The following is an 11803-nucleotide window of genomic DNA, read 5'->3' as shown; positions in this document are numbered from 1 at the left end:
TCAGGATGGCGCGCGAGACACCTCATCCGATGATGCGCAACGCCTTCTCCCATAAAGGAGAAGGAAGCCAGCTCAGGCCGCGACCTTCTCCACTTCCTCGAGCAATTGCAGGTCGCCACGGCCGAAGGACACCGTGACATCCTCGCCCATCTGCGGCGGCGGCGCGCCCGGATTGTTGAAGGTGTCGAGCGAGACCACGTTCTCGTTGAAGCGCACGCGGATGCGCACGATCGAGCCGAGGAAGCTGACGAGTTCGATGCGGCCGGTGAGGCTGTTGCGCCCCTCGTCGCCCGCGCCCAGCACCACGGCTTCGGGGCGCAGGGCCAGCGTACGCGTCTCGCCATTGCTGGCACCCTGCAGGCCGCGGCTGGTCACCACCTCCTGCCCGTCGACGGAGAAGCGGCCAGTGGCGGCATCGACGACCTTGCCGGTGAGAAAGTTGAGCGTACCCACGAAAGAGGAGACGAAGCGGGTCTTGGGAAAATTGTAGATCTCGAAGGGCGTGCCGACCTGTTCCATCTGTCCGGCGCTCATCACCACGATGCGGTCGGACATCGACAGTGCCTCTTCCTGGTCATGCGTCACGAACAGCGTGGTAATGCCGAGTTCCTGTTGCAGCACCCGGATCTCGTCGCGCAGGGATACGCGGATCTTGGCATCCAGCGCAGAGAGCGGCTCGTCGAGCAGGAGGATCTTCGGGCGGACCGCGATCGCACGGGCCAGTGCCACGCGCTGCTGCTGGCCGCCGGAGAGCTGGAAGGGATAGCGGTCGGCGATCTGCGGCAGCTTGATCATCTCCAGCATCTGCTTGACGCGGCTATAGATCTCCGCAGGCGGCTTCCTGGCGATCTTCAGGCCAAAGCCGATATTCTCGGCCACCGTCATGTTGGGAAACAACGCATAGGCCTGGAACACCATGCCGACATTGCGCTGGTTGGGCGCCAGGCCGGTGATCTCCTTGCCATCCATGCGGATGGACCCCGACGACGGCGATTCGAAGCCGGCCACCATGCGCAGGACCGTGGTCTTGCCGCAGCCGGAGGGGCCCAGCAGGGTGATGAATTCCCCCTTCTGCACCGACAGATCGAAACGCTTCACCACCTGGTTGGCGCCGAAGCTCTTCTGCAGCCCGGTGATCTCGAGAAAGGACATGCTGGCCTCCCAGTGCTGGTTCAACGTGCCGCCCGCGCGCCGCGCGAGCGGCCGACGAGCTGCAGCAGGCCCATGCAGGCCCAGGTGATGATAAAGGCGACGATGGCAAGCGCCGAGGGCTCATAGGCCCGGTTGGCGCCGATCAATTGCAGATAGGTACCGAAGACCGGCCGGTTGAGCAGGCTGGCGAAGGTGAACTCGCCGATGACGATGGCAAAAGCGATGAAGGAGCCGCTGAGCACACCGGAGCGAATATTCGGCAGGATGACCTGCCAGAGGATGGTGAAGCCACTCGCCCCCAGGCTCTGGGCTGCCTCGGTCAGAGTCTTGACGTCGATGGCGCGCAGGCCTGCATCGACGGACCGATACATATAGGGCAGCGCCAGCACGACATAGCCGAAGGTGAGCAGGAGGTCCGTGGTCCATTCGCTGTCGGTCAGCGGCAGCCAGGACGAGGAGTTGAACATCCGGATATAGCCGAAGACGATAATGATCGCCGGAATGACCAACGGCAACAGCGTGATGAATTCCACCGGCGACCGCCAGCTCGGCAGGCGCAGACGCACCAGATAGGCTGCCGGCACCACCAGGACGATGCTCAGCACGATGGTGGCGAGCGCAAGCAGGATCGAACGGACGAAAGCATGCTGGAATTCCGCCTGGGCGAACACCACGCGATAGGCTTCGAAACTATATTGCCCGCGCAGCATGCGCAGCGAGAACTCGAAGGTGGAGAGCAGCGGGATGATGAAATAGCTGATCGCCAGAAGGATGATCAGCCAGGACAGCACGGAGGACTTCTTCATCGCACCCACCGCTCGCTATAGCTGCGCAGCCAGATATAGGCGCCGCTGGAGATGCTGGTGATCACCACCATGCCGAAGGCGATGGCATAGCCCAGATTGGGATTGCTGAGCACGTCGCCTCGGATCTGGGCGAAGAGCTGGATCGGAATGATCGGCAGGCTGGATCCGGTCAGCGCATAGGCGGTCGCCACCGCACCGAAGGCATTGGCGAACAACAGCAGTGTCGCACCCAATATGCTCGGCAGCAGGATCGGCAAGGCGATATGCTGCCAATAGTGGAAATTGCTGCCGCCCAGTACGGCATTGGCCTCGCGCCATTCGCGCTTCAACCCGTCGAGAGCCGGCGCGATTACCAGCACCATCAGCGGAATCTGGAAATAGAGATAGACCAGGGTCAGGCCGGTGAAGCTGAGGATGTTGAAGCCCGTCGAGTAAAGGTTGAAGCCGAGGTAGTCCCTTAGCAGGACGGTGACGAGCCCGACCCGCCCCAGAGTCGCCAGAAAGGCGAAGGCCAGCGGCACGCCGGCGAAATTCGAGGCGACACCCGAAAACGTCATCACCGCGCCGCGCATCCACTCCGGCAGGCCGCCGAGAATGACCGCATAGGCCACGAAGAAGCCGATGAAGGCACCACCGAGGGCCGAGGCGAAGCTGATCTTGATGCTGAGCCAGAAGGAGGAAACGATCGCCGGATTGGTGAAGAGCTCGGTGATGTTGCCGAAAGTGAAATGTCCTTCCCGGTCGAAGAACGCCCCGACCAGCAGCAAGGCCGTGGGAACCACCAGGAAGAGCAAGGCAAAGAGCACGAAGGGAGCCATGCCCAGCACGGCAAGCCCTCCGCCGGCTCTGGCCGAGCCCGGAGCTGCAGCTGGGACGGTGTTTGTGGTGGTATTCATCGCGGCGACCACAATAGCACGCGTCCTGCCCGGAGAGCCCGGACAGGACGCGCAGGAGAGGACAATCGATCTTACTTGACGGCGGCGCCGACCACGCTGTCCCAATCCTTGGTGATCTCGGCCTTGGCCGCGCTCTGCTCATCCAGGGTCGGGAACACCGCCTTGGCGTAGGCCTCGGCCGGCGGGAGCTTGGCAAGCAGGTCTGCCGGGATCTTCTTGTTGGCGACGAGGTCGTTGAAGCGGATCGGATGGCAATAGCCCTTCAGATAGCCGATCTGGCCTTCGTCCGAATAAAGATATTCCATCCACAGCTTGGCGGCGTTGGGATGGGGCGCATACGCGCTGATGGCCTGGACATAGACGCCGGCAACCACGCCGCTGGCGGGAATCACCACGTCGACGTCCGGATTGCCCTTGAGCGTGTCACGATCGGTAAGGGCGTTGTAGTCCCAGCGCAGCACGATCGGGGTCGCGCCCTGGGCCAGCGAGGCGGCCTTGCCGATAGTGGGCACGAAATTGCCCTTCTTGTTGAGCTCGGCGAAGAATTTCAGGCCCTCGGCAGCGGCCTTGCTGGCATCGCCCTTTGCGGCCGACAGGCCGGCGGCATAGACGCCCTGGATGGCTTGGTTCGCGGTGCGGGGATCACCCGCCAGCGCCACGGCATTGGCATAGTCGGAGCTCAGCAGGTCGGACCAGTCCTTCGGCGAATTCTTGACGATGTCCTTGTTCACCTCGAAGGCAAGCACGCCGTAATAGTCGCCATACCAATAGCCGTCGGCATCCTTGGCATTGTCGGGAATGGAAGCCCAGGTCGCCACCTTATAGGGCTGGATCAGGCCGTCCTTCTTGGAGGTCGGACCGAAGGAAAGGCCGACGTCGATCACATCGGGAGCCTGCGGACCGGTGTTGCCCTTGTTGGCCTTGATGGCCTCGACCTCATCGCCCGAACCGGCATCGGGGTTGAGTTCATTGACCTTGAGGCCATACTTGGCCTTGAAGCCTTCGATGATGGCGCCATAACCGCACCAGTCATGCGGCAACGCGATCGTCGTGAGTTGGCCTTCCTTCTTGGCGGCGTCGATCAGCTCCTGGCTCTGGGCAAACGCGCTGCCCACCGAAGCCGCCAAAGCCAGTACGGATACCGATGCGATACCCAGCCACGTTTTCCTGCTCATCGTCCAACTCCTTGATGGTGCCGCAAGGCCCATTTTATCCGTAAGGGTTTTTACAGCGGCGCTGGTATCAATGACGGTTGACACTTTTGTGTCAATAGAAGCTGTCATATATGACAGCCCCCAAATTCACTGTTTGCAGCTATTTTTACGGGTTTACGACATCCGCCCGATCCGTTAGGAAGTGAAAAAGCCCGGCCATCGGATGAGCCGGGCTTTTGCGTGTCCGGGTTTTGGAATTCCGAGCGAAGGCGTTTTTGCGATTTGGTGGGACCACCAGCAGGAAAGCAAAACGCGTCGGAACGAACGAGTTGGGGCAAAATGGCGTTTCCATTCGAACCCGTTTTGCTCTGAGGAATTCCGGGGCCGAGGGCCAGAGAGAGAAGGGAGATCACCATGGCCAATGTCGTCGTGGTCGGGTCGCAATGGGGCGACGAAGGCAAGGGTAAGATCGTCGACTGGCTGTCGGAACAGGCCGACGTCGTCGTGCGCTTCCAGGGCGGGCACAATGCCGGCCACACCCTCGTCATCGGTGACAATGTCTATAAATTGTCCCTGCTGCCCTCGGGCATCGTGCGCGGCAAGCTCTCGGTGATCGGCAATGGCGTGGTGCTCGATCCCCGCGCCTTCGTCGCCGAGGTGAAGAAGCTGAAGGAACAGGGCGTGTCGGTGACGCCCGAGGCCTTGCGCATCGCCGAGAACACCCCGCTCATCCTTTCCCTGCACCAGGACCTCGACCGCCTGCGCGAGTCGGCGACCGACGGCACCAAGATCGGCACGACCGGGCGCGGTATCGGCCCTGCCTATGAGGACAAGGTGGGCCGGCGCGCCATCCGCCTGATGGACCTGGCCGACCTTTCCGCCCTGCGCCCGAAGATCGCCCGCCTGCTCAACCACCACAATGCCCTGCGCCGCGGCACCGGCCAGGGCGAGATCGATCCGGAGGCGCTCTATCAGGAACTGGCGGACATCGCGCCGCAGGTCCTGCCCTTCATGGACGATGTCGGCGCGCTGCTCGACAAGGAGCGCAAGGCCGGCAGCCGCATCCTGTTCGAAGGCGCCCAGGGCGCGTTGCTCGACATCGACCACGGCACCTATCCCTATGTCACCTCCTCCAACACGGTAGCCGGGCAGGCCGCCGTCGGCTCCGGCCTCGGGCCGGGCGCGCTCGATTATGTGCTGGGCATCACCAAGGCCTATACCACGCGCGTGGGCGAAGGCCCGTTCCCGACCGAGCTCACCGACGAGACCGGTCGCCTGATCGGTGAGCGCGGCCGCGAGTTCGGCACGGTCACCGGCCGGGCCCGCCGCTGCGGCTGGTTCGACGCCGCGCTGGTGCGCCAGACCATCCGCACCTCCGGCATCACCGGCATCGCCCTCACCAAGCTCGACATTCTCGACGGATTCGAGACCATCAAGGTGTGCGTGCGCTACGAGCTGGACGGTCGCGAAATCGACTATCTGCCGGCCAGCCAGGCCGCCCAGGCCCGCGTCAAACCCATCTATGAGGAGATCGAGGGCTGGCGGGAAACCACCGCCAAGGCCCGCTCCTGGGCCGACCTGCCGGCGCAGGCGATCAAATATGTGCGCCGCATCGAAGAGCTGATCGGCGCGCCGGTGGCCGTGCTCTCCACCAGCCCCGACCGGGACGATACGATCCTTGTGCAAAATCCCTTTCAAGTCTAAGAGCAGACCTAATCCCGTCAGATTCGGGCATTAGTGCGTGATCTGCTGCGATGGCACTGCGCGGGTTGCGACCCGCGCAGTGCCTGGATTGTCCGGCGGCGATCTTGTTCTCCGGAGCAGGATCGGGCGTGGTTTCCGCTACGTCATGGCGGCAAGGCCTGTCTGCAGCGGATCATGGGCCCGGAGCAAAGTGCGATTTCTCCGAATCGGATTTTGCTCTTACGTCTTGTTTTGACGCATTTTCCTAATCGAAAAGTCGACGACCTTTTCTGGGAAGTGCTTTCGTGAAGAGATCGAGACAGAACGCGTGTCGACGGACTATTTTCCTCCCATTCAGCGAGCCGTGCAGGGTCTTTCCCCCAATACGCAGGAAACCCGTCAGGCGCTCTATGAGAAAGCCCGCTCCGCTCTTCTCCGCCAGCTCAATGCCGCCGATCCCGCGCTGACCGAAGGGCAGATCGCCCGGGAACGCAACCTGCTCGAAGAAGCCATCCGGCGCGTCGAGCACCATTACGACGAGGCCGAGTTCACGCCTGAACCGGTGGCCTCCGAGCGTCCGGCTGCCCCCCAATCACAGTCCGACACTGCATCGACCGGCGACGAGGCATCCCAAGACGAGGCCTCGACCCCTGCCTCGCCGCGGCCCAATGGCCTACCGGCTTTTGCCGAGCGCAAGGCCGAGAAGCGGCGGCCGCAGGCGCCCCGCCGCAACAGGTCCAACGGCAATCTCAGGCGTTATGCCCTCATGGCCGCGACAGCGGCCATCATCATCGGCGGCGGCGCCGCTACCGCGCTCTATTTGCGCGGAAGCGACGACAGCCCCGTGCTGGCGCCCCAGCAGGCGGCCGCGCCGCAGGCAGCGCCCAAGCCCGCGCCCGAACCCGGCAAGTTGAACGACCGGCTCGGCGGTACGCCGGCTGCGCCCCAGACCGAGGTTGCCACCGGCAATCCCCCGCCCCCGGCGCCCGCGCCAGCCACCCCGGAGCCCGCTGCGCCGGCCCCGCAGGCTCCGTCTGCGCCCGCGCCATTGCTGCCCTCGACCCAATCCGAAGCGCCGGAGGGCCAGCGCGCGCGCCTGATGGAGGAAGATCCGAGCGCTCCCATGAAGGGCCGCCTGTTCGAAGGCACCGTGAATTGGCGCACGGAATCGCAGGCCAGTGGTACCAATGGCCCGCTCGATACCGTCGTCGTCGGTGAGATCAACGTTCCCGACCGCAAGATGAAGGTGCTCCTCACCCTCAGGCATAATTCCGACCGTTCACTGCCGGCGAACTATCTTCTGAACATCCAGATGAGCGTGCCGGCCGACTATCCCAGCGGAGCGGTCGGCGACGTCAAGAGCGTCAACGTCAAATCCGATCCGCAGGTCCCGGGCCTGCAACTCGACGGCGCCTTGATGAAGGTCACCACGGGCGTGTTCCTGATGGGCCTGCTCGACCCGCCAGACGAGAAGGGCCGCAACGCCAAGATGTTGCAGACTAACCAGTGGTTCGATCTGGTGTTTACCTTTGCCAATGGCCGCAACGCCGTGTTCACCTTCGAGAAGGGACCGACGGGCGAGAAGGCCTTCAACGACGCCATGGCAGCCTGGAACGCCGACGCCGCCGCGGCGCAATAGCCTTCCAGAACAAAGTGCGATTTCTCGGAATCGCACTTTCTCTCTAACTCTTTGTTTCAAGGCGTTTTCTTGATCGATAAGTCTATCGGCTTGTCTGGTAAAACGCTCCGGCGCCCCCTCAGGGCGCTTTCACGGCCGTGACGTGCAGTTCGTGCTCGCGGCCGTCACGGGCCTTCCAGGTGATCGACTGCCCCGGCGACAGGCCCAACAGGGCCGTGCCGATCGGCGTGAGGATCGAGATCTTGCCTTCGGCAATGTCGGCCTCGCCCGGATAGACCAGCCTTACCTCGCGCTTAGCGCCGCCTTCGGTCTCGAAGGTGACGACAGAACCGATCTGCACCACGCTGTGCCCCACCTCGGTCGCCGGAACGATCTCTGCCCGGTCCAGCTCGCCGAGCAACGCCTCGGCCACTTCCGGGAACCGATCGAGGGCCGAGGTCGCGAGTTGTGTCAGACGCTCGAAATCGACGTCGTTCACGATGATGCTGGGCCTGGCCTGATTCTTCAGGGGGTGATTCATGATTGGATACCTTAAAAGTTGGGCGCGATACGGCACGCCCGCTCCACCCGCGGCTATCCGCTGGCTGGGCATGGCGACAAGAACGGATGCACCGGCCCTCGCGCTTGGCGCGAACCTGCCGGCTGAGGCGTTGCGATGTGACGGACTGAGAATGCGCCGGATGATAGGCCGCACCTTAGAGGAGCGGCGCGCCCCGAAGCTCGGAGCGCAAATGGCCGAGCCCGGGGCTACGCTTCCGCGATCGGGAAAAGACGAAAGGTGGTTTTGACCACGGTGCTCATGGCTCCACCATGTTGGTCGAAGTCGATCCTGTCAAGCCGGCGCGGGCAATGCCTCTCCACCGGCGAAAATGCGCATTGTTTGAATCGCACTTTGCCCAAGGAAAAGCCGCCCGAAGGCGGCTTCCCATTCGTTATCGCAAGCAGCCTCAGGCCGGTGCGTGCGCCGCTTCCAGACGAGCGACACCGGAGCGCACCGCCGCCTGCACCTTTTCGAAGGCTCTTACCTCGATTTGGCGCACTCGCTCACGCGAGACACCGAACTCGTCGGAGAGCTCCTCGAGCGTGATGGGGTCATCGGCAAGGCGGCGTGCCTCGAAGATACGGCGCTCGCGATCGTTCAGGACGGTCAGGGCCTGGCGCAACGCGGTGGAGCGGTTCTCGCTCTGCTCTGTTTCGGCCAAGCGGGTCTCCTGGTTGGCGGAATCATCCACCAGCCAATCCTGCCACTCGCCATCGCCTTCCTCGCGCACGGGAGCATTCAACGAAGCATCGCCGCTCAGACGGCGGTTCATCTCCACGACTTCCTGCTCCTGCACGCCGAGCGACTTGGCGATCGACTTGACCTGATCGGGACGCAGATCCCCCTCATCCAGCGCGGAAATCTGGCTCTTGGCCTTGCGCAGGTTGAAGAAGAGCTTTTTCTGGTTGGCGGTGGTGCCCATCTTCACCAGCGACCAGGAGCGCAGAATGTATTCCTGGATCGAGGCGCGGATCCACCACATGGCGTAAGTGGCAAGGCGAAAGCCTTTTTCTGGCTCGAAGCGTTTGACGGCCTGCATCAGGCCGATATTGCCTTCGGAAACCACTTCGCCCAGCGGCAGACCATAACCACGATAGCCCATGGCGATCTTGGCCACGAGCCGCAGATGCGAGGTCACCAATTGATGGGCTGCTTCACGATCGCCATGCTCGCGCCAACGCTTGGCAAGCATGTATTCCTGCTCCGGCTGAAGCATCGGGAAGCGACGAATTTCTTCGAGATAACGCGACAGGCCACTCTCGGTGGCCAAGACGGGAAGCGCGGCAGAAGCCATATGTTCCTCTCCTCTGAACCCCCATCGAGGGCGGTTCAAATCGCCATCCCTCATCGAGAGCAGACGGCGCCTATGTGATATGGGGACGACGCCGGCCTTTGTGAAGACCTTGTCAGATCTTTCGAAGGCGCGATATCTAGCGGCCCCGCATGTGCCCACCCCGGCAAATCTATCGACCTGCTTCTACCGAGGAATCTCACCCGCCATGGGGCATTCGTCACCCAGGCGGCCGAGCACGGACCAATCCCGATCACCAACTCATCATGCGCCCGATTGCGGCGATTTCGCGTTGCAATCTTTCACGGGCGGCCATGCATTAATGTGACAGCTCGGTAACAGTGTCAAATTAAGGGTTGTTAATCGATTTCAGGCGGAGGGAACCGCCACCCCTTCCGCGCGTTTACCGTAACACTTTGTTTACCTTGCACCAACCGCCAGCCGGCCTAACCTTTCCAGCAATGCCTTCCGCCATCGCAGTCGGCGATGCTGGAAACCGGCCGTGGCCCCACTGCTGACCAACGGGAGACATCAGTATGGACGGCGATAAGCGAACTGCTCAGGCCAAGGCCGATCTGTCCGAGAGCCTCGGCAAGGACCTCGACGCCCTGAGGGCGGAAGTGGCCCGCCTGACCGAACAGCTCAGCGCCTATGTCGATGCGGAGAAGAGTTCCTGGTCGAAATTTCTGTCCAAGGAAGCCAGGCACGCCAGGCAAGTGCTCGACGAGAAGGTGAACGAGGCCGGTGCCAAGGCCAGTGAACTTCGCGGCGCCGCGCAGGAGCAGGTATCGGACCTTCAGAAGGCGATGCTCGACTACATCACCCGCAAGCCGCTGCAATCGGTGGCACTCGCCGCCGGTATCGGCTTGATCCTCGGCCTGTGGAGCAAGGGGCGTTCGTGACTCGTCTCCTTGCCCTGGGCGCCCTCGCCAAGGAGGAACTGAGCGCCGTCCTGCGTCAGTACGGGACCGTGATCCTTTGGCGCTTCGTCGCCGGCTGCTGCCTCCTCGCAATGGTGATCGTCGGGCTGATCAGCCTGCACCGTTTCCTCGCTGAAACCTATGGCCCCTATTGGGCCGACGCGGCGCTCGGCGCCGGATTTGCGGTGCTGGCCGTATTGGCGCTGGTGATGGCTCAGGCCGCCGAGAAGAAAGCCAAGCGCCGCCGGCTCCTGGCCGCAACCCTGGTGACGGCGGCGGGCGTCGTCGAGGAGAGCTTGCCGAATAAGAAAACGGTCAGCGGCGCCCTGGCGCTCGCGGCCCTGGCTGGCGGCTTCTGGCTCGGCCGCAAGCGCTAGAGCAAAGCGCGTCCAAGCGTGAACGCTTATTTGCTCTAGCTCATTGTTCTGACGCGTCTTTGCGATTCTTGGTGACTCCGTCCAATCGCAAAACGCCATAGAGCGTCAAAAACGGCGGAGAGAAAATGCGATTCGGAGAAATCGCGTTTTCTCCAGGCCAATCTAGCCGTTGCGCAGCGCATCGGCCAAGGCTGCCAGGTCGGCCGGCAGCGGGCTTTCGAACACCAGATGCCTGCCGCTGACGGGATGCTCGAAACCGAGCAGCCGGGCATGCAGCGCCTGCCGACCGAGCCCGGCAAGCACCGCGCGGGGGACCTCCGGCAGCAGCGCAGCCTTGGTCTTGAAACCGCTGCCATAGACTGCGTCGCCGAGCAGGGGATGGCCGAGATGGGCCATGTGGACGCGGATCTGATGGGTTCTGCCGGTCTCCAGCCGGCATTCCACCAGACTGACCAACGGCTGCCCGCCTTGGCTGTCCGAGACTTGCCTGCCGAAGGCCTCCACCAGCGAATAATGGGTGATGGCTTCCCGCCCGCGCCCGAGCGCTACCACGGCCATCTTCTCGCGATTGCGCGTGGAGCGGTCGATGCCCGTCTCGATGGTGCCATGGGGACGCGTCGCGCCCCAGACGAAGGCCAGATAGGCCCGCTCCAACGGCCCGGTGCGGCCGTGATCGGCAAACTGGGCTGCCAGGCCCTGATGCGCCCGATCGTTCTTGGCAACCACCAGCAGCCCCGACGTATCCTTGTCGAGGCGGTGCACGATACCCGGCCGCTTCACGCCGCCCACGCCCGACAGCGAATCACCGCAATGAGCGATGAGCGCATTCACCAGCGTGCCGCTCTCATGGCCGGCGGCCGGATGCACCACCAGGCCGACGGGCTTGTCGATGACGAGCAGATCGTCGTCCTCGTAGACGATGGCAAGCGGAATGTCCTCGCCCTGCGGTTCGGCGGGCTCGGGCTCGGGAACCCGAAGCGCGATTCGCTGCCCCTGCTTGAGCATATGGCCGGCATCGAGCACCGCGCGGCCGTCGATCGTGGCATGGCCGGCTTCGATCAGCGCCTTGATGCGGGTACGCGACAGGGGCTGCAGATCGGGCCTGCTAGCGGCCGCCTGGCATTGGCGAACCAGGAAGCGGTCGATACGCTCGCCGGCTTCGGCGACCTCGAAAAACGTCTCTACGGAGCTGTTGGCGATGCTGTTCATGGGCGCCTACTAGAGCAAAACGCGCTCGAATGGAAACGTCATTTGTCTCTAACTCGTTGTTTCGGCGCGCCTTTGCGAGTCCTGGCGGCTCCGTCGAATCGCAAGACGCTTCAGGCATGAATGTCAGCCGTGCCA

At 63.1% G+C, this 11803-nt stretch carries 11 protein-coding genes; 4 read left to right on the top strand and 7 right to left on the bottom strand.

Annotated features, from left to right (window positions below):
- Positions 1-72: 72 nt before the first annotated feature.
- The 4 genes from J8I29_RS19390 to J8I29_RS19375 all read right to left on the bottom strand — a co-directional run bounded on the left by J8I29_RS19390 (position 73) and on the right by J8I29_RS19375 (position 4029).
- Positions 73-1152, bottom strand: a complete 1080-nt coding sequence (locus J8I29_RS19390; protein ID WP_209432918.1) for an ABC transporter ATP-binding protein — start codon at positions 1150-1152, stop codon at positions 73-75.
- A 20-nt stretch (positions 1153-1172) separates the two neighbouring features.
- The gene (locus tag J8I29_RS19385) at positions 1173-1958 is read right to left on the bottom strand and encodes an ABC transporter permease (RefSeq protein WP_105864985.1); all 786 of its coding nucleotides are present in this window, start codon (positions 1956-1958) and stop codon (positions 1173-1175) included.
- Positions 1955-2776 carry an ABC transporter permease subunit gene (locus J8I29_RS19380; RefSeq protein WP_245197171.1) on the bottom strand — a complete coding sequence of 274 codons (822 nt, stop codon included), beginning with the start codon at positions 2774-2776 and terminating at the stop codon, positions 1955-1957. The genes J8I29_RS19385 and J8I29_RS19380 overlap by 4 nt, the downstream gene beginning before the upstream one ends.
- Positions 2777-2925: 149 nt before the next feature.
- The gene (locus J8I29_RS19375; RefSeq protein WP_209432916.1) at positions 2926-4029 is read right to left on the bottom strand and encodes an ABC transporter substrate-binding protein; all 1104 of its coding nucleotides are present in this window, start codon (positions 4027-4029) and stop codon (positions 2926-2928) included.
- Between the two features lie 393 nt (positions 4030-4422).
- Between J8I29_RS19375 and J8I29_RS19370 the strand changes: the two genes are divergently transcribed.
- Both J8I29_RS19370 and J8I29_RS19365 read left to right on the top strand, forming a co-directional pair.
- Positions 4423-5712 (top strand): adenylosuccinate synthase, encoded by a 1290-nt coding sequence (locus tag J8I29_RS19370; protein WP_209432915.1) that lies wholly within the window; start codon positions 4423-4425, stop codon positions 5710-5712.
- Between the two features lie 307 nt (positions 5713-6019).
- Positions 6020-7330, top strand: a complete 1311-nt coding sequence (locus tag J8I29_RS19365) for a hypothetical protein (protein WP_209432914.1) — start codon at positions 6020-6022, stop codon at positions 7328-7330.
- Positions 7331-7448: 118 nt separating this feature from the next.
- Here J8I29_RS19365 and rnk read toward each other — a convergent pair whose 3' ends face one another.
- Entirely contained in the window at positions 7449-7850 is a 402-nt protein-coding gene (gene rnk / locus J8I29_RS19360; RefSeq protein ID WP_209432913.1) for a nucleoside diphosphate kinase regulator, read from the bottom strand.
- 427 nt (positions 7851-8277) lie between these two features.
- On the bottom strand, positions 8278-9165 hold the full coding sequence (rpoH, locus tag J8I29_RS19355) for an RNA polymerase sigma factor RpoH (protein ID WP_105864979.1): 888 nt from the start codon (positions 9163-9165) through the stop codon (positions 8278-8280).
- Between the two features lie 533 nt (positions 9166-9698).
- Between rpoH and J8I29_RS19350 the strand changes: the two genes are divergently transcribed.
- A complete protein-coding gene (locus J8I29_RS19350; protein ID WP_105864978.1) occupies positions 9699-10064 on the top strand; it encodes a DUF883 family protein in 366 nt (121 codons plus the stop codon).
- Positions 10061-10459, top strand: a complete 399-nt coding sequence (locus J8I29_RS19345; protein ID WP_209432912.1) for a hypothetical protein — start codon at positions 10061-10063, stop codon at positions 10457-10459. Before J8I29_RS19350 ends, J8I29_RS19345 begins: the two co-directional genes overlap by 4 nt.
- A gap of 162 nt (positions 10460-10621) precedes the next feature.
- On the opposite strand, the gene J8I29_RS19340 is transcribed toward J8I29_RS19345, so the two are convergent.
- Positions 10622-11668 carry an RluA family pseudouridine synthase gene (locus tag J8I29_RS19340; protein WP_209432911.1) on the bottom strand — a complete coding sequence of 349 codons (1047 nt, stop codon included), beginning with the start codon at positions 11666-11668 and terminating at the stop codon, positions 10622-10624.
- Positions 11669-11803: the final 135 nt, after the last annotated feature.

Source organism: Labrys sp. LIt4 (assembly GCF_017813775.1).
In the GTDB taxonomy this organism is placed as follows: Bacteria; Pseudomonadota; Alphaproteobacteria; order Rhizobiales; family Labraceae; genus Labrys; species Labrys okinawensis_A.
This window is presented reverse-complemented; position numbering and strand designations above follow the sequence as displayed.